This is a genomic window from Burkholderia sp. Z1, from assembly GCF_014893795.1.
GTDB classification, from domain to species: Bacteria; Pseudomonadota; Gammaproteobacteria; order Burkholderiales; family Burkholderiaceae; genus Burkholderia; species Burkholderia theae.
Genome location: NZ_JACFYL010000001.1, coordinates 1,743,583 through 1,764,050, shown reverse-complemented (window position 1 = coordinate 1,764,050; position 20,468 = coordinate 1,743,583). Strand labels below are relative to the sequence as shown.

Below are 20,468 nucleotides of genomic sequence, written 5' to 3'. Positions count from 1 at the left end.
CAGGTCCTCCTGCGCCCGTCAGCCAACCGACCTCACGGAGACACAACGACATGTTCACGCACAAAGCCGCCCTGACCGCCATCGCCTGCGCGCTCGCCTTCGGCGCTTCCGCCGCCCACGCGGCCGACAAGCCGCTCAAATCGATCGGCGTCACGGTCGGATCGCTCGGCAATCCGTACTTCGTCACGATCGTCAAGGGCGCCGAGGCGCGCGCGAAGCAGCTCAACCCGAACGCGAAGGTCACGGCCGTGTCGGCCGACTATGACCTGAACAAGCAGTTCACGCAGATCGACAACTTCATCTCCGCGCACGTCGACATGATCCTGCTCAACGCGACCGACCCGAAGGCGATCGAACCGGCGGTGAAGAAGGCGCAGGCGGCCGGCATCACGGTCGTCGCGGTCGACGTCGCGGCGGCCGGCGCGAACGCGACCGTGCAGACCAACAACGTGAAGGCCGGCGAGCTGGCGTGCGACTACATCGCGAAGAAACTCAACGGCAAGGGCAACGTGATCATCGAGAACGGCCCGCAGGTGTCGGCCGTGATCGACCGCGTCAACGGCTGCAAGACCGTGCTCGCGAAAAACGCGGGTATCAAGGTGCTGTCGAGCGACCAGGACGGCAAGGGCTCGCGCGAAGGCGGGATGAACGCGATGCAGGGCTACCTGACGCGCTTTCCGAAGCTCGATGCGGTCTTCACGATCAACGACCCGCAGGCGATCGGCAGCGATCTCGCCGCGAAACAGCTCAATCGCCCGGGCATTGTGATCACGTCGGTCGACGGCGCGCCCGATATCGAGGTGGCGCTCAAGTCCAATACGCTCGTGCAGGCATCGTCGAGCCAGGACCCGTGGTCGATGGCGCAGCAGGCCGTCAACGTCGGCTACGGCATCATGAACGGCCAGAAGCCGGCCAATCCGATGATCCTGATCGAGCCGACGCTCATCACGCGCGACAACGTGAAGACCTACAAGGGCTGGAGCACCCCGCGCTGATCGCGCCGCCCATCCGCGAAACCGGGCAGTGCCGGGCCGTGTCGCCGCGCGCGACGGCCGGCGCCGCCCGCCCGCTCACTTCAACCGCCGCACGGCCGCGCGCAATCGTGCGGCACAAGGTTTTCACATGACGACGACGTTTCCCCGCCTGATCGTATTCGGCGAAGCGCTGACCGATTTCATCCGCGACGACGCGCAGCACTGGCACAGCATCGCCGGCGGCTCATGCTGGAACGTCGCCCGCGTCGGCGCGCGACTCGGCGTGCCGACGGCCTTCGCCGGCACGGTCAGCCGCGACATCTTCGGCGACGAACTGATGCGCAAGAGCGCCGACGCCGGGCTCGACCTGCGCTTCATCCGGCAGGTCGACCGCGCGCCGCTGCTCGCGATGGTCGTGTCGAAGCAGCCGCCCCATTATTTCTTCATCGGCGAGAACAGCGCGGATCTCGCGTTCGATCCGGCCGACCTGCCCGCCGGCGCGCTCGACGCGGCCGAGATCGTGCACGTCGGCTCGCTCGGCGTCGTGCGTGAGCCGCTCGCGTCACGCCTGATCGAGGTCGCGCAGGCCGCGCGCGCGGCCGGCAAGCGGATCTCGTTCGACCCGAACTTCCGTGCACCGATGGCCGCGCCGTCGTATCGCGACACGCTGCACCGGCTGGCCGCGCTTGCCGACTGGATCAAGGTATCCGACGAGGATCTGCGTGGACTGTTTCCCGAACTCGACGAAGCGGCCGCGCTTGCACAACTGCGCGAGTGGGCGCCCGATGCGACGATGCTCGTCACGCGCGGCGCAGCCGGCATGCAGCTCCTGCATCGCGACACCGAACTGTTCCAGCCTGCGTTCCCGACCGAGGTGGCCGACACGGTCGGCTGCGGCGATGCGAGCATAGGCGGCTGGCTCGCAAGCCAGCTTGCACGGCCCGGGGTATCGGCGGCCGAGCATCTGCGCTACGCGGCCGCATGCGCTGCGGTCGCCTGTGAGCATGCAGGTGCCTATGCACCGACGGCTGCCGAAGTGGCCGACATGACCAACCGCTCTGCCGCAGCAGCGCTGTCGCGATAGGCGGCGCCCACGCGCCGCGTCGTCACGCGTCCGTCGTTCCGTCGCTGCCGCCCGGCTGCTTGCCGGCCTGCAGCAGTTGCAGGCTTTCGTCGACGCTCAGCTCGGACATCGCATCGTCGTGCAGCGTATCGTCCGCCGCACGGCGCAGCGCATGCAGCGCGTGCACCTTGAGCCGCACGAGCGCGAGCCGCAGCCCGCGCGCCGTGCATTCGGCCGCGAACGTGCGCAACGATTCGATCGTCGTGCCGTCGACATCCGGCGTTTCCTCGAGGCTCAGCAACACGGTATGCGTGTCCGGCGCGGCCTTCATCAGCGCACGCACGCGATTCAGCATCCGGTCCGCGTTCGCGAAGAACAGCTGCGCCTCGGGCCGCACGATCAGCACGCCCGGCACCGGCTTCGCGTCGGCATGGCTCGCGACGTCGACGAAATCGTGGCTGTCGCGCAGCCGGCCCAGCACGCTGACGTTCGGTTCCGACAGCTTGCGCAGCGTCAGCAGCAGGCTCACGCCGATGGCCGCGAGCAGCCCGTGCAGCACGCCGAGCACGAGCACCGCGAGCAGCGCGGCGATCACGACGAGCCGGTCGCGATGCCAGGCCCAGTACGGCCGGAATACGGACGGATGCAACGAGTGACTCACCGCGAAGATCACGATCGCCGCGAGCACGGGCTCCGGCGTGCGCGCGAGCTGCGGCAGCAGCAGCCAGACGATCAGTGCGACCACGCCCGCCGCCCACAGGCCGGCAAAGCGCGACTGCGCGCCGGCCGCTTCGTTCGCCGAGGTCGCCGAATAACCGGCGCCGACCGGCATCCCGTGCAGCAGGCCCGACACGAGGTTCGCGCACCCGAGCGCGACGAGGTCGCGATTCGGCGACACGCTGTCGCCGTGCTTCAGCGCGAAGTTGCGGATCGATCCGTACGACTCCGCGTACAGGATCAGCATCAGCGCGAACGCGAGTTCGACCGTCTGCATCCATGCGTTGCGGTCGAGGTTCGGCAGGCCGAATTCGAGGTGCCGGAAGTCGATATGGCCGACGATCGCGATCCCGTACCGCTGCCAGTCGACCGCATAACCGACCGCGATCGACAGCACGATCACGACGAGCGTCGCGGGCACGCGCGAGCGGCGCCCGAGCGTGAACAGCAATGCCAGCGCGATTGCACCGAGCACGACACTCGCGAGATTCGCATGCGGCGCGCCGGTGATCAGGTCGAGCGCGACACGCGGCGCATCGCTGTGCTGCACGGAAATCGCGAGGATCTTCGGCAACTGCTTGATGACGATCGTCAGTGCGAGGCCGAACGTGAAGCCGCGCAGCACGGGCCGCGCGACGAAATCCGACATGCCGCCGAGCCGCGCGGCACCGGCCAGGATGAACAGCACGCCCGTCATCGCGACGAGCGCCGCCGCGAGCGCGAGCTGCGCGGCAAGCGCCATCCCCGATTCCGCGAGCACGGTTGCCGCGAGCACGGCGGCCGACGATGACGTCGACGACACGATCGCAAAGCGGCTGCTGCCCGTGAGCGCATAGACGACGAGCCCCGACAGCAGCGCGATGAGACCGGCCTGCGGCGGCAGGTTGGCCAGCCCCGCATACGCGACCGCCTCGGGAATCAGCAGGCCGGCGATCGACAGGCCGGCCAGCGCATCGAGCCCGATGCGCCGCGTGCGCGGTGGCGGAGGCGCATCGAGCGCGGTGAAATGGTCGGCATGCTGCGGGCCGGCGTCGGGGCGGATCGGGGTGGTCGTCATGAGGCGGTCGGTGCCGTGCGCCGGTCAGGATTTGACGGCGATGACGCCCGACCAGCCGGGCAGGTAACGCGCGTCCTGGTCGTGCGCGCGGTGCAGTGCGACGTCGAGCGCCTTCGTGAAATTCTTGCGGATCTGGTCGAGCGACACATGCTGGCGCAGGTAATCGGCCCACAGGAATTCGCTGAACGGCGTCGCGTCCTTCGCATAACCGCCCGCCGTGCGCAGCTCGCCGGCGAGGCTGCGGTAAGGGTCATCCTCGAGTCCGGTCAGCGCCTTCGGCAAATGCGCATAGTCGCGGCGCGACCCGTCCGCGCCGAACGGATGCACCCACTGGTTGTGTTCCATGATCCGCCAGAAGATCGTGTTGTCGAGCCACGACAGATCCTTCAGCAACATCGCGTTCACGCGCGACTCGCCTTCCTCGATCAGCGCGAGGCCGAGATGGTGGTGATCGGTGATGTAGTGCAGCCCGTCCGGGCCGAGGACGGCCGGAAACCAGTGCGATTCGATCGCGGCCTTGCGCGCGCGCTTGTCGAGCGCCTTCCAGTGCTTGCGCTTCGCCTTGACTTCACGATAGCCAACCGTCATCTGCGTCGGACGCAGCGCGTCGAGCCTGACGGGAATGAGATGAACGTCGTTGCCGAGTGCCATGGTCGTACCCCATGTTGCGAAATTCCGGCAACGATACTCCTGATCGCGCGAGCCGTTAATACGTCATGACCTCGATACGCATCCGATTGACGATCTCTGACAACCGGCCGCGCCTGCGCACGACGCCGCGCTACGCGCGCAGATCGTTGCGCTCGAGACGATGACGTATGTAAGGAATGCCATCGTGCACCACGCTCACGCGACGCATCCCGAGCTTGCGTGCGACATTCAGCGAACCGGTGTTGGCCTCCGCGATATCGGCGATCACGCGCGGCAGCCGCACGGTGTCGAACGCGTGACGCACGACGGCCGCCGCGGCCTCGCTCGCGAAACCACGCCCCCATGTCGTGCGCACCAGCCGCCAGCCGATCTCGACGTCGCGCGCACCGTCCGCGTAGTCGGGAATCAGCAGGACCCAGCCGATGAACGCATCGGGCGCGGCCTTCTCGAAGATCGACCAGTAGCCGAGGCCCGGCGGATAGTCGCGCGTGATCCGGTGCGTGACGAAGCGGCGATGCTCGACGGGATCGTGCCACGGGCCCGCGATGTGCCGCGTGACCTCGGGATCGCGATCCATCGCGATGCACGCATCGAGATCGGCCAGCACGCGCGGACGCAGCCACAGCCTGGCGGTTTCAAGCACGGGCAGCGCGGCGGCGGAACCTTCGGTCATCGGGACTCCTGATTCGGTGACGATGCGCGTCGAGCGCATTACGGAATGGATACAAACAGCCTTCCGGAATGATACAGATGCCTGTCGCTTGTCTCGCGCGGCGCCGTTTCCGTTTTCGAAACAGTTCATTTCGTAGGGATTATTCCCGATTCGACGTTATCGCGCCCCACATCGCGCGGCGCGGCGGCCTACACTCGATCAATGCCCCCGCACCGCGCGCAAGCCGGGCCGGCATCCGCATGCACATCGTGAGCGCGCAAGCCAACGAGGAGACCTCGGACATGAGCTGGACCCGCGAACAACGCAACGTCACGATCGCCGCCTACCTGGGCTGGACGCTCGACGCGTTCGATTTTTTCCTGATGGTTTTCGTGCTGAAGGACATCGCCGCGGAATTCTCGTCGACGATCCCCGCCGTCGCGTTCGCGCTCACGCTGACGCTCGCGATGCGCCCGATCGGCGCGCTGATCTTCGGCCGGCTCGCCGATCGCTTCGGCCGACGCCCGACGCTGATGGTCAACATCGCGTGCTATTCGCTGCTCGAACTCGCGTCGGGTTTCGCGCCGAGCCTGACCGCGCTGCTCGTGCTGCGTGCGCTGTTCGGCATCGCGATGGGCGGCGAATGGGGCGTCGGCTCCGCGCTGACGATGGAGACCGTGCCGACCCATGCGCGCGGCCTCGTGTCCGGTCTGCTGCAGGCCGGCTATCCGAGCGGATACCTGCTCGCGTCCGTCGTGTTCGGCCTCTTCTACCAGTACATCGGCTGGCGCGGCATGTTCATGGTCGGCGTGCTGCCCGCGCTGCTCGTGCTGTACGTGCGTTCGCACGTGCCCGAATCGCCGGCGTGGAAGCAGATGGAGAAGCGCCCGCGCCCGAGCCTCGGGGCCACGCTGAAGCAGAACTGGAAGCTCACGATCTACGCGATCGTGCTGATGACCGCGTTCAACTTCTTCTCGCACGGCACGCAGGATCTTTATCCGACGTTCCTGCGCGAACAGCATCACTTCGATCCGCATACCGTGTCGTGGATCACGATCGTGCTGAACATCGGTGCGATCGTCGGCGGCCTGTCGTTCGGCGCGATCTCGGAGCGGATCGGCCGGCGTCGCGCGATCTTCATCGCCGCGCTGATCGCGCTGCCCGTGCTGCCGCTGTGGGCGTTCTCGAGCGGCCCGATTGCCCTCGCCGCCGGCGCGTTCCTGATGCAGATCTCGGTACAGGGTGCGTGGGGCGTGATTCCGGTTCACCTGAACGAGATCTCGCCCGACGAGATCCGGGCGACCTTCCCCGGCGTCGTCTACCAGCTCGGCAACCTGCTCGCGTCGGGCAACGCGACGATGCAGGCATCGCTCGCCGTTTCGCACGGCAACAATTACAGCCTGGCGCTCGCGCTCGTGGCCGGCATCGTCGCCGTCGTGATCGCCGTGCTTATCCTGTTCAGCCGCGAGCGGCGCGGCATCGACATGACGCAATCGGTCAATACGCGTAGCGCCGTCAGCTAGATCCGCGCATTGCCGCACCGCACCATCGCGCGTGCCCCGCCCCGCCGGGGCCGCGCTCAATACTTTCCGCATTCGCACATCGAACTAGAGGAATTTGTCCAGATTCCCCGCTTGCCCGCTCGGCCCGCGATTTTTTATCTTAATAAAAACGACTGTTTGAATCAGATAATCAAATCACCTGTTCGCGGCCGGGCAACCGGCTTGGGAGGCGGAACATGGCAGTAAGTCAGGAGGGGCGACCGTCCGCTGGACGACCGTCCGGGGCGCGGTCATCCGGCGCTCGGCAGACTGGCGGGACGAAGGCGCGCATCCTCGATGCGGCCGAGGATCTGTTCATCGAGCATGGCTTCGAGGCGATGTCGATGCGGCAGATCACGTCGCGCGCGGCGGTCAACCTCGCCGCGGTCAACTATCACTTCGGCAGCAAGGAGGCGCTGATCCACGCGATGCTGTCGCGCCGGCTCGACCAGCTCAACCAGGAGCGCCTCGGCATCCTCGACCGCTTCGATGCGCAGCTCGGCACGCACATCACCTGCGAGCACGTACTCGGCGCGATGTTCATTCCCGCGCTGAAGGCATCGCGCAATCCCGACCGCGGCGGGCCCGGGTTCCTCCGGCTGATCGGCCGCGCGTACACCGATCCGTCGCCGTTCGTGCGCAACTTCCTGACCGCGCACTACGCGAGCGTCGCGGGCCGCTTCTTCGATGCGTTCCAGCGCGCGTTGCCGCATCTGCCGCGCACGGAGCTCGGCTGGCGGCTGCACTTCGCGATCGGCGCGCTGTCCGGCGCGCTCGCGGGTGCCGAAACGGAAAGCCTGATCGACGAGTTCTCGCAAGGCCGCACGATGAACGACGTGCAGATGATCGCGCGGCTGTCGTCGCTGATCGTCGCCGCGCTGAAGGCACCGATGCCCGACAGCGCGCAGTTGTCGATCTTCGCGGCGGTACTCGACGACGCGGGAGCGAGCGAAGCGTTCGGGCTGCTGCCGGGTGCGGCGGCTACCGATACGGCGACGCTGCATTCCACGAACTGAACGCGCGAGGCCACGCGCGGCTTCCTGTTCACGATTTTTCATACGCGCGGTCACGCGGGGCGCCGAGGCGCCCGTGCTGATCGACCGCGAAGCATCACGCACCGGCAGGCGATAACGCGCCTGCCGGTGCCGAAAGCAAAGACCGGAGATACGTCATGTCAGCTTCCGCAGCATCCGCAGCGGCCCAGGTTCCGCCGAACACCGACGGCATCTGGTACGCGTCGTACCCGCCCGGCGTACCGCACGAAATCGACGTCACGCAATACGCGTCGCTCGTGCAGTTCTTCGACGAATGTACGACCCGCTTCGCCGACCGCGTCGCGTACGTAAGCGCAGGCGCATCGATGACCTATCGCACGCTCGCCGGGAAAGTCGACGCATTCGCGTCCTATCTGCAAAGCATCGGCGTGAAGCCCGGCGACCGCGTCGCGATCATGCTGCCGAACACGTTCCAGTACCCGGTCGCGCTGTTCGGCACGCTGAAGGCCGGCGCGATCGTCGTCAACGTCAATCCGCTCTACACCGCGCGCGAACTCACGCACCAGCTGAAGGACAGCGGCGCGCAGACGATCGTCGTGTTCGAGAACTTCGCGCGCACGCTGCAGGACGCGCTGCCGGACACGCAGGTGAAGAACATCGTCGTCACCGCGCTCGGCGACCTGCTCGCCGACGGCTTCAATGCGAAAGGACGCCTGATCAATTTCGTGCTGAAGCACGTGAAGAAGCTGGTGCCCGCCTACCACCTGCCGCAGGCAACCCGGCTGCGCTCCGCACTCGCGCTCGGCGCGCGCGGCAAACCGCAGCCGGTGCAGACGACGCGCGACGACCTCGCGTTCCTGCAATACACGGGCGGCACGACCGGCGTCGCGAAAGGCGCGATGCTCACGCACGGCAACCTGATCGCGAACCTGCTGCAGGCGAAGTCATGGATCGCCGACCAGGTCTCGGGCGACGTCGAAACCGTGCTCACGCCGCTACCGCTCTATCACATCTATTCGCTGACGGTGAACGCGTTCATCTTCATGGGGCTCGGCGGGCGCAACATCCTGATCGCGAACCCGCGCGACATGAAGATGGTGATGAAGATCATCCGCAACGAAACGTTCACGGGGATCACCGGCATCAACACGCTGTACAACGCGTTCCTCGACAACGAGGAATTCCGCCAGCGCGACTTTTCGAAACTCAAGCTCGCGATGGCGGGCGGCATGGCGATGCAGCGCGCGGTCGCGGAGCGCTTCCAGCAGGTGACGGGCCGGCCGGTCGTCGAAGGCTACGGCCTGACCGAATGCTCGCCGATCGTCACGATGAATCCCGTGGACCTGAACGACATGGCCGCGTTCAGCGGCTCGGTCGGCCTTCCCGCGCCGTCCACCGTCGTGCGCTTTCGCCGCGAGGACGGCACCTGGGCCGACATCGGCGAGCCGGGCGAGCTGTGCGTGCACGGTCCGCAGGTGATGCGCGGCTACTGGCAGCGCCCCGACGAAACGGCGAAGGTGATCGACGCCGACGGCTGGCTCGGCACCGGCGACATCGGCGTGATGGACGAACGCGGTTTCATCCGCCTCATCGACCGCAAGAAGGACATGATCCTCGTGTCGGGCTTCAACGTGTATCCGAACGAGATCGAGGAAGTGCTCGTGATGCACCCGGGCATCAGCGAAGCCGCGGCGATCGGCATTCCGGACGACGTGCAGGGCGAACGGATCAAGGTGTTCGTCGTGCGCCGCGACCCGTCGCTCACCGTCGACGACGTGCTCGCGCACTGCCGCAAGAACCTGACCGGCTACAAGATGCCGAAATTCGTCGAATTCCGCGACGCGTTGCCGCAGACGAACGTCGGCAAGATCCTGCGCCGCGCGCTGCGCGACGAGGAACTCGCCAAAATCAAGGCCGCGAAGCAAGGCTGAACGATCCATCGCTCCGGGAGACGCTGTCGATGAATGAAGGAATGAAGCACCGCGCGCGGCTTGGCGCCGCCGCGGCAGTTGCGTGCATGCTGTCGTTCGCGCAGGCCGGCCTGCATGCGCAGGAACCGGCCGACGCCGCGAGCGCGGCGCAGGGCGTCGCGCTGCCGGCGGACCTGGCGAAGGTCACGCACGAGCCGGTCGCGCAGCAGGCGCGCTGGCTGCGCACGGCCGCGCAGCGCGGCACGCTCGCGCAACTCGACGACGCGACGCTCACGGCGCTCTTCAAGGCACTCGATCCGCTCGCCGTGCCGCTCTATATCCGTAACGGTCCTAACGGCTATCCGTCGTACCAGTTCACGATGGTGCGCCAGGAGCGCATCAGCGGGAAATGGTCCGACACGCCCGACCGCATGCTCGTGAAGACCACCCGCGAGCCGCTGCGGGTGTATGCGAAATGGCTGCCGGGCGGTGCGCATGCCGGACAGGAGACCATCTACGACACGACGCAGCGCAAGGACGAGATGTACGGCCATCTCGGCGGCCTGCTCGGCAAGATTCCGCTGTGGACGGCACTCGACGGCGCACTTGCGCGCGCCCAGTCGAATCACCAGGTGAAGGATCTCGGCACCGAGTTCATCACGAGCCTGTACCTGACCGAAGGGAAGAAATACGAGGAAGCCGGCGTGCAGCGGCCGACCCAGGTGGAAGCGAAGACGATCGGCGGCGTGCGCGTCGTCGCGCTCACCTACGAAACGCCGACCGGCCGGCCGCAGTTCTACGCGAAGAAGGAAACCCTCGGGCTCGACCTGCATGCGCCCTATTTCCGGACCGTCGAGTCCTATGACAACGACGGCAGGATCTTCGAGCGGATCGTCATCGAGAAAATCGCGCCGGCGACGCTCGACGACACGGCATTCGACCCGAAAAACCCCGACTACGCGTTCTGATGCGCGTCGACGGGGTCGAACTTCGGATCAATCGTCATCATCGTCGCCATGGTGCTTGCGCCAATGCTTGTCATAGTGCCGGTGCCACTTCCGGTAGCGATCGTCGTCCTCGTCGCCGTAGTAGCCGTATCCATAGCCCGGATAAGCGACCACGGCCGGCTGCGGCGCTACATAGACCGGCGCCGGCTCGACATAGACCGGCGCGACCGGTACGCCGATGCCGACCGACAGATCGACATGCCCCGCCATTGCACTGCCGGAAGCCAGCAACGCCACGCCCCCGACCCACCCTGCCCATCGCCTCTTGTTCATGTTCTGGATCCCTGATATGCCGGCCCGCCCGGCTCGCGACGCCAATGTAAGCGCCGCGCACACACCGAGGTGATACGGCGCTGCGAGAGTCGTAACGCGACGTAACGAAACAGCTTTGGCCATTCGGCCTAATCGCGAAAATGCGCTGCAACGTCTATAGTGGGTTACGGTTCGACACAATCACGGCTGCGCGCTTCCCGATCGAACAGGGTAGAATTCCGCCAAACGGCTTGTGGACGAACACGCCACACACACGCACAACATATTCTCTGACGCAGGCTCCTGCCGCACCTCAATGGCCAATCCCGCAGAATCCCATCCGCAAAACGACTTCATCAATTCGGCGCGCAAGGAACGTAAGCGCGTTGAAATCTATCTCGTCAACGGCATTCGTCTGACGGGGTGTATCGAGTCGTTCGACCAGTACCTGGTGATGCTGCGCACCCCCGTGGGTCTGCAAGGCATCTACAAGCGCGCGATTTCCACGATCCAGCTCGACACCGGCGGCTCGCGCCCGGGCGGCGGCGGCCCCCGCGGTCCGCGCACCGGCGGGCGCCCCGGCGGCCGTGAAGGCGGCGGTCACAGCCCGTACGGCTCGCACGGCGGCTCGCGCGAATCGCGCGGCGACGGCGGCTACGGCTCCCGCGAGCCGCGCGAGGGTTACGGCTCGCGTGAACCGCGCGAAGGCTACGGCGCGCCGCGCGAACCCCGCGAAGGCTACAGCGCACCGCGCGAACCGCGCGAAAGCTACAGCGCGCCGCGCGACACCGGCGATGCGTCCGGCAACACGTCGCCGTCGGATTCACGCGGCGGCAACGGGCCGGTGATCGTCACGCGCCGCCGGCGAATCGTGCCGGACGGCCAGTAAAACAAAAGGGCAAGCCAACCGGCTTGCCCTTTTTCCTTGTGCGGCCGGCGCGGCATGTCGCCGCACCACCGCCGCCGAGTTCAGCGTGCCGTCGTCGGCAGGCCCGCGTCGGCCTCGCGCTGCAGCGAACGCACCTGCTGCTGCAATGCACGCAGTTGCGACTGGAGTTCGGCCTGCTGGGCCTGCAACGCCGTCGTCTCGCTGCGGACGCTCTTCTGGCGATCCGCGACCGCCGCCTGCTGCTGGCGCGCGATCGAAATATCAGCCTGCAGACGACGCGCACGGTCCTGCGTGACTTCGATCTGCTTGTCCATTTGCGCCTTCTGCGATTCCAGCTTCGCCGCGCGCAGTTCATTGACGGCCAGCCGCTCCGCCTGGCGCGAGAAATCGCGATAGATCGCTTCCGCACGCGTTTCGTCGAAGGTCTTGATCACGCGCCAGAACGCCTTCTGCTGGAACAGCGCGACGAAGTACGCACCGTCCTTCACGTTGAACAGCAGGCTCGCACCGTAGCTACCGTTGTAGCTCGTGCGCATTTCCGTCAGCGTGTGCGCCTGGATCTGGCGCTGCAGGTCGTCGACCGTGCTCGGCCCCGTCGATTCGCCCGCCTGCGGCTGCACCGACGTCTGGACCTGCTGATCGATCACCGGAATCGCGGCCACCGGCGCCGACGCCTGCTGCACCGCCGGCGAAGTGCTGTCTGCCAACCCCTGCGCGTAAGCGCCCTGAATGCCTCCCACCATGGCGAGCAACACGCACGCCCGCCCCAACCCCGTCATATGGCTCATGAAGTTTTATTCCCGCCCGTGTCGTTGTAATTCAGCGCGATTTTATCTCATTAATTACTCGCTTTCGCGTGTCTCGGGCTCTTCGTCGAAGATCTGATATTTGCGCATTTTTTCCCACAATACCTTGCGGCTGATGCCGAGCTGCTGCGCCGTGTCCTGGCGCCGCCAGCCATTTGCGTCGAGCGCCGCGATGACGCGATTGCGCTCGTTCATGTCCCACTTGCTGCGATCGACGAAGACCTCGGCCGCGCTCTCCGCCGGCACCGGCTGGGCCGAGTTGCGCGCATGCGCGATCAGCCGCTGCAGCCGTGCGGCATCCCACCCGCCCGTCTGCCGCACCGTCACGCCGACCCGCTCGGCGAGGTTGCGCAGTTCGCGCACGTTGCCGGGGAAATAGCTGTCCGCCACCGAATCCGTCAGCCAGTACGGCAGATCCGACAACTCGGCGAGCCGCTCCTCGCCCACGACCTGTGCGACGAACGACTTGAACAGCGCGATCTTGTCGACTGCACCGCGCTCTTCCAGCGACGGAATGCTCAACTCGATCACCGCGAGCCGGTAGTAGAGATCCGCGCGGAACAGCCCGTCCTTCACGAGCTGCGGCAGCTTCTTGTTGCTCGCCGCGACCAGGCGGAAATCGACCTTGATCGGCGCCGTCGCGCCGACGCGCAGCACCGCGCCGTCCTCGAGCACGCGCAGCAACTTGACCTGCTGGTACAGCGGCAGATCGCCGACTTCGTCGAGGAACAGCGTGCCGCCTCCCGCCTGTTCGAAATAGCCTTTATGCGCAACAACCGCGCCCGTGAACGACCCTTTCGCATGGCCGAAGAACAGCGATTCGAACAGGCCGTCGGGGATCGCGCCGCAGTTCACCGGCACGAATTCGCCGTGCCGGTAGCGCGAATGCTTTTCGTGCAGCAACTGCGCGATGCGCTCCTTGCCGACACCGGTTTCGCCGTGCAGCAGCACGTTGGTGTCGCAGTCGGCGAACGTGTCGACTTCGTGCAGCAGTGCCTGCATCGATTCCGAGTGCGCGACGAGTTCGGACGGTTGCGACGTTTCGGCCGAGTGCGCACGCAGTTGCGTGACGAGCTTGCCGATCATTCCGCGCAGTTCGGCGCAGGTGAAGTCGAGCGGCAGGATATGCGAATACTCGGGCGGATACTGCGACGAATCGTGGTCGCGCGCCGCGCCGACCCAGACGACCGGCATGCCGATGTTGGCCTGCCAGTCGCGCAGGAACGCTGCGCCGATTTCGATCATCGTCACGCTGATGATCGCCAGCGACGGCCGCAATGCGGCGCGTTCGGGCGAGATCTCCGCGTTGTCCGCGCGGATCACTTCGACGTCGAAGCTCGCCATGCATCGGGCGACGCGGTCGACAATGTCCGCCTTGCCTTCCCAGACGTACAGGTCGAGCTCTTCGATTGCGGGCGTGGTTCTCATCGGATGGTCATGCTTCTCTAATTGCTGACTGTTTGTGCGACGCCGCAGGTCAGCGACATCTGATGCACCGTGGCGGCACCGAGCTGGACGCCGAGCAAGTCCAGCAGCGGATCGATGATACCGTCGAGCGCGGTCAACAGCGGGCTCAGAACAGTGGTCAGGACCGACAGCAGCGACGAAAGGAAATCCGGCGTGATCGTGACCGTGACTATCCCGAACAGGAGACTCACGGTCGGCGTGATCTGGGCGTTTTTCAGGCCCGCCAGCGCGTTGTTGACGGCCGAACCCAGCGCGTTCGTATTGGTCGTCCAGTAGTACGACGGATCGCTTCCGCCGCGTCCGTAGAACGTATTGGTTGCTGCATTGCCGGCCAGATTCACCGACACGTTGGAAACGGTCGCGGACACCTCGACAGCGCCCAACAGAACCAGGACGTCCAGCACCTTGGCCGGCGACGTGCAGCTGTAGTTCGCCGGCAGGTTCAGCAGATTGCCGGCCGTGAGCGGTGGCTGGCCGATGCACAGATTGGCGACGCTCGGTTGCGCGCTGATCGTCGCGGAATTCGGTGATGTCAGGCAGTTGGTCGAAAGCAGCGTCGCGCTGCCGGCGCCCAGTTGTATGTAAAGCGGCAGGTACACGTTCGCGGACACCACCACCGGCAGCGGATTCACGCCCAGGTTGACGACGAGATACAGGCCGATCTGCGCGTTCGTCGCGACCGTCCGCCATGCGCCGTTCGCATCCTTCCCGCCTTCGCCGACTGCAATGGTCGGCGGGCTGATGACCTGCGCCTGGAGCTGGACGATCGATACCGAATTGCCGTTCGGCAGCGTCAGCGGCACATTGGCGCCGATCACCACACCCGGCTTGCCGGCCTGCGAAATCTGCGCCATCGCCATGACGAGATCGAGCACGTTCACGGTCGCATCGGCCGCCGCCTGTGCGTTCGCAAGGCCAAGCGTCAGCAGCGACGTGGCGCCCTGCCCGGTCAGGCTCGCGACGTTGATCGCAGTGTTGCTGAGCAGGTTCAGGCCGAGGAGGTTGGTCAGCGCGCCGGTTGCACTGGTCTGCAGGGTCGTACTCAGCGTAGACGTCTTTCCGACGGCCGCCACCATTGCATTGAGCAGGGTGCCGACCGAGGCCTTGGCATTGACCAGCCCGCCGATCGTCCCGTTGCCGACCGACAGCGACTGCAGCGCGACGGCGATATCACCAAGCTTGACGTTCGCGCAGGCGAGCCCCTGGTAGGACACGAGATTGAGGTTGAGCGGCGTACCGCCCTGCCCCTGCAGCAATGCGCTCAGCAACGCATTCACCAGACCGGGGTTCCCGCTCGGCACACCCGAACAGCCGACGCCGCCAACCGCGGCCAGTGTCGCGCCGATCGAAAAGGTATCGATGTTGGTCGCCTTCGCGGTCGACGTTGCGGTCACGGTGCGTGTCGGCCCGAAGAAGAAATACGGCAGCGTCTTGGAGACCGTCACGCGAACCGCGTTCAACTGCGTCGCGAGCGGCACCGTCGTCTTCGACGAATAGAAGGTGCTCGCGGTCCCGGTCGCCGACGGCGCCCAATAACCGCAGTCGGCCGTCAACGTTGCGTTGCCGCTGCCACCCAGCGTAAAGCCGTTCGTCGATGCGTTGCTCGTGGCCACCGAGGTCACGTTCGCACACGTATCGTCCAGTTTCTGAACCGCGGCGAGCGCAGCAAGATCGGCCACGCGCTGCATGTCGCGGCGCGTGAAAAAGACGTTGCCGATGTCGATCGAACCGAGAATCACCATCGACAGCAGTATCCACACGGCCGCCATGACGACGACCGAACCCCGCTGCCGTCGCGGTGACGCGCGACCGTGTCCGGTCACCCGATTCGATGCATGTCGAGCCGTGCTCATCGCTGCCCCGTTCAATACGATTGCGATGAACTCTGCCCGCCGGACGACCCGCTGCCGTTCGAGTTGACCGGCGACCCCATCGATTCCGGAATCTTGTGCTTGAACGATTCGAGATACCGTTGATAGGTGAGCGACGCGGCGTCGCCCAGCACCGGCAATGCCGGTCCGGCCGCGCGGCCGTCCCGCTGAAATGCCAGCAGCGTGTTGGTCGCGTGACCGATTTCCGACGCGTCCTGCACCGGCTGCTCGCAATGCGCTGCGGTTGCGGCTCCCGTGAGCACGAGCAGCGCGACACCGTGGCGCACACGCGCAACGCGACCGGGATTCTTGTTGTTCGTCATGTCAGTTCCCCCCGAATGCCTTTTCATTGTGCAAACCGCTGCAGCAGCGGCGCAGTAGGATCGAATCCCTGAATGTTCGCCACCGGCGACGGACGCTTCGCGGCATCCGAGCCCGAAACGTCGACCACGCTTCCCGAACCGACCGGCATCGCGACTGAAGCCGCAGCCGGCGATGCACGACGCCACGTGCGTGCCGCCGCGGTGATCTTCATCGCGTCGTTGCGGATGTCGTTACGGACGTCGGCCGACAGTTTCTGCTGCGTCATCAGCTTCTGCGCGTCGTGCGTCCGGCCGGATGCGAGCAGGTACAGCGCCAGATTGCTGATGATCTTCGGATTGCTCTGGTCGAGTTCCGCGGCCTTCATCAACGGAATGCGCGCCCCCTCGACATCGCCGCAGCGCAGCTTTGCATACGCGAGATCCGACAGCGTCGACGCATCGGTCGGCGCCAGCACGGTTGCCTGCGACAGCGCCTGCGCGGCACGCGGAAAATCGCCCGCACCGCCGGCAATCAGCCCGAGCCCGCGATATCCACGCGCGGCAAGCGGCGTGTTGAGCAACTGGGTATAGACCGCCGTGCTCGCGGCGGGCTGGTCGGTCATGCGCAGTGCATCGGCGCGCAGCAGGATCGTTTGCGGCGATGCGCCGTACTGTTTTTCGTACGCGTCGATATGGGCCAACGACGCGTAATACAGCCCTTGCGACTGCATCCGCTCGATCAGGCCGAGATACATGCCCGGCGTATCCGGCGCCGCCTGCTTCTGCGCCGCCGCATCCATCAGGGCCGCGCGCTCGGCTTGCGGGCCAACGCCGTACCCGCTTTCCTTGAACGCCGAACACGCGCCGAGCAGGCCCACCATCGCCATCACGCCGGCCACTTTCACGATTTCATCGATGCGTCTCATCTTGCTTCCTGTCCTTCCCCGCATCAGCGCTGCGCCTGGCTCAGCGCGCGCAATACCGAGATCATCCCTGGTCCGGCCGTCACGATCAGCAGTGCGGGCAGCAGCGTCACGATCATGACGCCCGTCATCTTCACCGTCAGCTTGCCGATCCGTTCGCGCAGCATCGCGCGGCGCGCTTCGCGCAACCGGTCACCGAACTGCTTGAGCGGCTCCTGTACCGCGCCGCCGTGTTTGTCGACCTGGATCAGCAACCGCACGATCGCGCGCAGATCCTCGTTTTCGAAGCCGGACGACAGCCGCTGCAACGACTGTTCACGCGTCCGGCCGGCAGCGAATTGACGCTGGGCGATTTCCATTTCCAGCGACAGCACGGGCATCATTCCCTTGAAGTCGTTCGTCACGACCTGGATGCTCTGGTCGAGCGACAGTCCGACCCCTTGCAGCAAACGAAGCATGTCGACCAGCAGCGGCAATTCGTCGATCACCGCTTGCCGACGCTGCGCAGCACGACGTCGCAGGTAGAGCTTCGGCACCATGAAGCCAGTGACGAGGGCGATGCCCACCCCGGCCCGCCATTGCCCGCCTGTCACATGCGAGCCGATCAGCACGATGAAGAGCAACGGCACGCCGATCGCGCAGGCAAGCCGTGCGCTCAGGAACAGCCCGCGGGTGCGCGTATCGACGTAGCCGCACTGCTCCAGCAGAAGCCGGTCCTCGTCCGCGACGAGATACCGGCCGATGCCGGTGTCAAGCAAGCGAATCCCGACCATCGACAGACGGTCCAGCAATTGCGTCAGACGCGACGGACGGGCGACCGCATCCCGTACCCCGGGGTTCTGCCGGGATTCATCGACCTCCTGCGCAGCCCGTGTACCCGTTGCCTCCAGCGTTGCCGAGCGCCGCTCGAGCGCGTTGGCCAGCGTGCGATCGCTGCGCGTCTGCGCACTCGCGCGACGCAACGCGAGCAATGCCAGCAGCACGACGCCGAGTGCGCCGAGTGCCAGGGCAAGCGAACCGAGTTGATTGGCTGTCATGCCGTCACCTGAGTTTGGCCATGTGGTACAACCAGATCCCGCCCGCGACCTGCAGCATGAAGGCGATGAACAACAGCTGGCGTCCCGTGTAGTCGTTCCACATCGACTGCAGATAAAGCGGATTCGTTGCGATGACAAAGCTGCCGATCGCAATCGGCAACATGACCAGCACCCACGCGGATAACTTCGTTTCCGACGACATCGCCGCCAGCTCGCGCTCGGCCTGCTCGAGGTCGCGCATGAACGTCGACATCCGGTCGAGCATGACGTCGGCGCGACCGCCGTATCGAACCGAGAGCCTCAGCACCGAACCGACCAGTTCGAACTCTTTCGTGTGATAGACGTTCGCGATATGCCCCATCGCACGGTCGATCTCGACACCGGTGCGCAACATCCGCGATACATGGTCCAGGCAACCGCGCAACGGCGCTTCCGTCGTCAGCAGTGCCGCCTGGAATGCCGCCGGCACGCTGTTGCCGAGCGTGACGAGACGCACGATGCCGTCGAGAAACGACGGCAACTGGCGAACGATCGTCAGGCGTCGCCGCTGAATGCGGGACACGAGCCAGAACACGAGCAGCGACGCACCGCACACGAGCGCGGCGATACAACCGAGCCAGCCGCCGCGGTTGCCGGCAACGAGCCCGACCGCGACCAATCCCAGCAGCGCAAGCAGCGCCTTGCCGCGCGCGTCCTCGATACCTGCGCGGCTCGCCACGTTGCCAAGGTACTCCGTCGCGATCTCGCGCCAGTGCGCCCAGCGCGAAACAGGCGCCGCGGATGACGCGCGTGCCGTGCCCGATGCCGACGCGACGCTCGCGGCCGGCTTCGCCCCGCGCTGAATCGCTCCCGCCGCTCTCGCGGCCGGTTCGATGCGGCTATCGATGAAGCGCTGCACGTCGGCACGGCCGCGCTTCACCTCGCCATGTCGCCAAAGCATCAACGCACCGGCAATGCAAAGCAGCGCCATTGCAAGCACGCCGGCCATCAGGCTATACATTGAAACCCCCGCCCCCGCGACCGAAGCCGCCGCCGAAACCGCTGCCGCCACCGCCAAAGCCGGCGCCCTGCAGCGACTGACGGTAGCGTGCGAGCTTCGGCGAATGCGGATGGATGCCGAGCGACTCCCAGTTGTCGACTTCCTCGCCCTCGGGCGTCACGCGCGCCTCGTAGCGATACAGTTCCTGCGTCGCGATGATGTTGTCCGACAGCCCGGTCACCTCGGTGATCGAAAGGATCCGGCGCCGGCCATTCGACAGACGGCCGATCTGAACGATGAAGTCGATGGCATTCGCGATCTGCCGGCGCAGGCTCGATTCCGTTCCCTGGAAACCCGCGAAACCGGCCAGCATCTCGAGTCGATACAGACACTCGCGCGGCGAGCTCGCGTGGACGGTACCCATCGATCCGTCGTGCCCCGTATTCATCGCCTGCAGCATCTCGAGCACCTCGCCGCCGCGCACTTCGCCAACGATGATGCGATCCGGCCGCATCCGCAGCGTATTGCGCAGCAGATCGCGGATCGACACGACGCCGGTGCCGTCGAAACCACCGGGCCGGCTCTCGAGGCGCACGACATGGGGGTGATTCAGCGACAGTTCGGCCGTATCCTCGATCGTCACGACCCGCTCATGCTCGGGAATATGGAACGCGAGCGCATTGAGCAGCGAGGTCTTGCCCGAACTCGTGCCGCCCGACACGAGGATGTTGCAGCGCGCCTCGACCGCCGCCTCCAGCAACGTACCGATCTCCGCATTGAACGTGCCGTTGGCGAGCAGGTCGGCCGGCTTCAGCGGATCCTTGCGGAATTTCCGGATCGATACGACAGGCCCGTCGATCGACAGCGGTTCGATCACGACGTTGACGCGCCCGCCGTCCGGCAGCCGCGCGTCGACCATCGGATTCGACTCGTCGAGACGTCGGCCGATCGGCGCGAGGATGCGGCGCACGATCCGCAACAGGTGCGCGTTGTCGGTGAAACGAATCGGCAGCTTCGCCAGAATGCCGTGGCGCGACACGTAGATGTCGTTGTAGCCGTTGATCAGGATGTCTTCGACGTGCGGATCGGCGAGCAGATCCTCGATCGGCCCGAACCCGGCGAGTTCTTTCGTCAGCGCCTCGGCGATCGCCCTGACCTCGTTCTCGTTGAGCGGAATGCGCCGCAAACGCACGAAGCTGTCGATTTCCAGATCGACGAACTGGTTGATCGCCTGGCGCGACCAACGGCCGAATTCGGCACCGAGTTCCTCGATACGCGTCAGCAAATGCTCATGCGCGGCATTCTTGATGTCGTGAAACTGCTGCGACTGGGAGAACGGCGCTGCGCCGTCGGCAAATTGGATGTCGTGTGCCAT

The 20,468-nt window shown here is 65.9% G+C and carries 19 protein-coding genes; 7 read left to right on the top strand and 12 right to left on the bottom strand.

Going from position 1 to position 20,468, the window contains the following annotated elements:
- The first annotated feature begins 50 nt into the window (after positions 1-50).
- Positions 51-995, top strand: a complete 945-nt coding sequence (locus H3H55_RS08125) for an ABC transporter substrate-binding protein (protein WP_193098254.1) — start codon at positions 51-53, stop codon at positions 993-995.
- A gap of 127 nt (positions 996-1,122) precedes the next feature.
- The gene (locus H3H55_RS08120; RefSeq protein WP_193098253.1) at positions 1,123-2,058 is read left to right on the top strand and encodes a carbohydrate kinase family protein; all 936 of its coding nucleotides are present in this window, start codon (positions 1,123-1,125) and stop codon (positions 2,056-2,058) included.
- 22 nt (positions 2,059-2,080) lie between these two features.
- Here H3H55_RS08120 and H3H55_RS08115 read toward each other — a convergent pair whose 3' ends face one another.
- From H3H55_RS08115 to H3H55_RS08105, 3 genes are all read right to left on the bottom strand, one after another.
- Positions 2,081-3,811: a SulP family inorganic anion transporter gene (locus tag H3H55_RS08115; RefSeq protein WP_193098252.1), complete on the bottom strand. Its 1,731-nt coding sequence runs from the start codon at positions 3,809-3,811 to the stop codon at positions 2,081-2,083.
- A gap of 24 nt (positions 3,812-3,835) precedes the next feature.
- Positions 3,836-4,462 (bottom strand): ParB-like protein, encoded by a 627-nt coding sequence (locus tag H3H55_RS08110; RefSeq protein WP_193098251.1) that lies wholly within the window; start codon positions 4,460-4,462, stop codon positions 3,836-3,838.
- Between the two features lie 130 nt (positions 4,463-4,592).
- Positions 4,593-5,135: a GNAT family N-acetyltransferase gene (locus H3H55_RS08105; protein WP_048243966.1), complete on the bottom strand. Its 543-nt coding sequence runs from the start codon at positions 5,133-5,135 to the stop codon at positions 4,593-4,595.
- Between the two features lie 281 nt (positions 5,136-5,416).
- On the opposite strand from H3H55_RS08105, the gene H3H55_RS08100 reads away from it, so the two are divergent.
- From H3H55_RS08100 to H3H55_RS08085, 4 genes are all read left to right on the top strand, one after another.
- Entirely contained in the window at positions 5,417-6,637 is a 1,221-nt protein-coding gene (locus H3H55_RS08100; protein WP_129514430.1) for an MFS transporter, read from the top strand.
- A gap of 215 nt (positions 6,638-6,852) precedes the next feature.
- Positions 6,853-7,671: a TetR/AcrR family transcriptional regulator gene (locus tag H3H55_RS08095; protein WP_193098250.1), complete on the top strand. Its 819-nt coding sequence runs from the start codon at positions 6,853-6,855 to the stop codon at positions 7,669-7,671.
- 155 nt (positions 7,672-7,826) lie between these two features.
- Positions 7,827-9,581: an AMP-binding protein gene (locus tag H3H55_RS08090; protein ID WP_193098249.1), complete on the top strand. Its 1,755-nt coding sequence runs from the start codon at positions 7,827-7,829 to the stop codon at positions 9,579-9,581.
- Positions 9,582-9,610: 29 nt separating this feature from the next.
- Positions 9,611-10,528 (top strand): DUF1571 domain-containing protein, encoded by a 918-nt coding sequence (locus H3H55_RS08085; protein ID WP_193098248.1) that lies wholly within the window; start codon positions 9,611-9,613, stop codon positions 10,526-10,528.
- A gap of 27 nt (positions 10,529-10,555) precedes the next feature.
- Here H3H55_RS08085 and H3H55_RS08080 read toward each other — a convergent pair whose 3' ends face one another.
- Positions 10,556-10,840 carry a PXPV repeat protein gene (locus tag H3H55_RS08080; RefSeq protein WP_129514427.1) on the bottom strand — a complete coding sequence of 95 codons (285 nt, stop codon included), beginning with the start codon at positions 10,838-10,840 and terminating at the stop codon, positions 10,556-10,558.
- Positions 10,841-11,135: 295 nt separating this feature from the next.
- Here H3H55_RS08080 and hfq point away from each other — a divergent pair, with 295 nt between their 5' ends.
- Positions 11,136-11,708 carry an RNA chaperone Hfq gene (hfq, locus tag H3H55_RS08075; RefSeq protein ID WP_129514770.1) on the top strand — a complete coding sequence of 191 codons (573 nt, stop codon included), beginning with the start codon at positions 11,136-11,138 and terminating at the stop codon, positions 11,706-11,708.
- A gap of 80 nt (positions 11,709-11,788) precedes the next feature.
- On the opposite strand, the gene H3H55_RS08070 is transcribed toward hfq, so the two are convergent.
- From H3H55_RS08070 to H3H55_RS08035, 8 genes are read right to left on the bottom strand one after another with little or no spacing between them, the layout of a single operon-like run.
- A complete protein-coding gene (locus H3H55_RS08070) occupies positions 11,789-12,496 on the bottom strand; it encodes a DUF2968 domain-containing protein (RefSeq protein ID WP_048243978.1) in 708 nt (235 codons plus the stop codon).
- Between the two features lie 54 nt (positions 12,497-12,550).
- On the bottom strand, positions 12,551-13,942 hold the full coding sequence (locus H3H55_RS08065) for a sigma 54-interacting transcriptional regulator (protein ID WP_193098247.1): 1,392 nt from the start codon (positions 13,940-13,942) through the stop codon (positions 12,551-12,553).
- Between the two features lie 17 nt (positions 13,943-13,959).
- Positions 13,960-15,834 carry a TadG family pilus assembly protein gene (locus H3H55_RS08060; protein WP_193098246.1) on the bottom strand — a complete coding sequence of 625 codons (1,875 nt, stop codon included), beginning with the start codon at positions 15,832-15,834 and terminating at the stop codon, positions 13,960-13,962.
- A gap of 11 nt (positions 15,835-15,845) precedes the next feature.
- Positions 15,846-16,175: a DUF3613 domain-containing protein gene (locus H3H55_RS08055; protein WP_193098245.1), complete on the bottom strand. Its 330-nt coding sequence runs from the start codon at positions 16,173-16,175 to the stop codon at positions 15,846-15,848.
- A 23-nt stretch (positions 16,176-16,198) separates the two neighbouring features.
- Entirely contained in the window at positions 16,199-17,080 is an 882-nt protein-coding gene (locus H3H55_RS08050) for a tetratricopeptide repeat protein (RefSeq protein ID WP_193098244.1), read from the bottom strand.
- A gap of 23 nt (positions 17,081-17,103) precedes the next feature.
- The gene (locus tag H3H55_RS08045) at positions 17,104-18,114 is read right to left on the bottom strand and encodes a type II secretion system F family protein (RefSeq protein ID WP_193098243.1); all 1,011 of its coding nucleotides are present in this window, start codon (positions 18,112-18,114) and stop codon (positions 17,104-17,106) included.
- A 4-nt stretch (positions 18,115-18,118) separates the two neighbouring features.
- Positions 18,119-19,114 (bottom strand): type II secretion system F family protein, encoded by a 996-nt coding sequence (locus tag H3H55_RS08040; protein ID WP_193098242.1) that lies wholly within the window; start codon positions 19,112-19,114, stop codon positions 18,119-18,121.
- Positions 19,107-20,468 carry a CpaF family protein gene (locus H3H55_RS08035; RefSeq protein ID WP_193098241.1) on the bottom strand — a complete coding sequence of 454 codons (1,362 nt, stop codon included), beginning with the start codon at positions 20,466-20,468 and terminating at the stop codon, positions 19,107-19,109. Before H3H55_RS08035 ends, H3H55_RS08040 begins: the two co-directional genes overlap by 8 nt.

Excerpts from the sequence above, each read along its gene's own strand:
- H3H55_RS08125 (WP_193098254.1), top strand. The coding sequence starts at position 51 with ATGTTCACGCACAAAGCCGCCCTGACCGCCATCGCCTGCGCGCTCGCC.
- H3H55_RS08120 (WP_193098253.1), top strand. The coding sequence starts at position 1,123 with ATGACGACGACGTTTCCCCGCCTGATCGTATTCGGCGAAGCGCTGACC.
- H3H55_RS08115 (WP_193098252.1), bottom strand. The coding sequence starts at position 3,811 with ATGACGACCACCCCGATCCGCCCCGACGCCGGCCCGCAGCATGCCGAC.
- H3H55_RS08110 (WP_193098251.1), bottom strand. The coding sequence starts at position 4,462 with ATGGCACTCGGCAACGACGTTCATCTCATTCCCGTCAGGCTCGACGCG.
- H3H55_RS08105 (WP_048243966.1), bottom strand. The coding sequence starts at position 5,135 with ATGACCGAAGGTTCCGCCGCCGCGCTGCCCGTGCTTGAAACCGCCAGG.
- H3H55_RS08100 (WP_129514430.1), top strand. The coding sequence starts at position 5,417 with ATGAGCTGGACCCGCGAACAACGCAACGTCACGATCGCCGCCTACCTG.
- H3H55_RS08095 (WP_193098250.1), top strand. The coding sequence starts at position 6,853 with ATGGCAGTAAGTCAGGAGGGGCGACCGTCCGCTGGACGACCGTCCGGG.
- H3H55_RS08090 (WP_193098249.1), top strand. The coding sequence starts at position 7,827 with ATGTCAGCTTCCGCAGCATCCGCAGCGGCCCAGGTTCCGCCGAACACC.
- H3H55_RS08085 (WP_193098248.1), top strand. The coding sequence starts at position 9,611 with ATGAATGAAGGAATGAAGCACCGCGCGCGGCTTGGCGCCGCCGCGGCA.
- H3H55_RS08080 (WP_129514427.1), bottom strand. The coding sequence starts at position 10,840 with ATGAACAAGAGGCGATGGGCAGGGTGGGTCGGGGGCGTGGCGTTGCTG.
- hfq (WP_129514770.1), top strand. The coding sequence starts at position 11,136 with ATGGCCAATCCCGCAGAATCCCATCCGCAAAACGACTTCATCAATTCG.
- H3H55_RS08070 (WP_048243978.1), bottom strand. The coding sequence starts at position 12,496 with ATGAGCCATATGACGGGGTTGGGGCGGGCGTGCGTGTTGCTCGCCATG.
- H3H55_RS08065 (WP_193098247.1), bottom strand. The coding sequence starts at position 13,942 with ATGAGAACCACGCCCGCAATCGAAGAGCTCGACCTGTACGTCTGGGAA.
- H3H55_RS08060 (WP_193098246.1), bottom strand. The coding sequence starts at position 15,834 with ATGAGCACGGCTCGACATGCATCGAATCGGGTGACCGGACACGGTCGC.
- H3H55_RS08055 (WP_193098245.1), bottom strand. The coding sequence starts at position 16,175 with ATGACGAACAACAAGAATCCCGGTCGCGTTGCGCGTGTGCGCCACGGT.
- H3H55_RS08050 (WP_193098244.1), bottom strand. The coding sequence starts at position 17,080 with ATGAGACGCATCGATGAAATCGTGAAAGTGGCCGGCGTGATGGCGATG.
- H3H55_RS08045 (WP_193098243.1), bottom strand. The coding sequence starts at position 18,114 with ATGACAGCCAATCAACTCGGTTCGCTTGCCCTGGCACTCGGCGCACTC.
- H3H55_RS08040 (WP_193098242.1), bottom strand. The coding sequence starts at position 19,114 with ATGTATAGCCTGATGGCCGGCGTGCTTGCAATGGCGCTGCTTTGCATT.
- H3H55_RS08035 (WP_193098241.1), bottom strand. The coding sequence starts at position 20,468 with ATGGCACACGACATCCAATTTGCCGACGGCGCAGCGCCGTTCTCCCAG.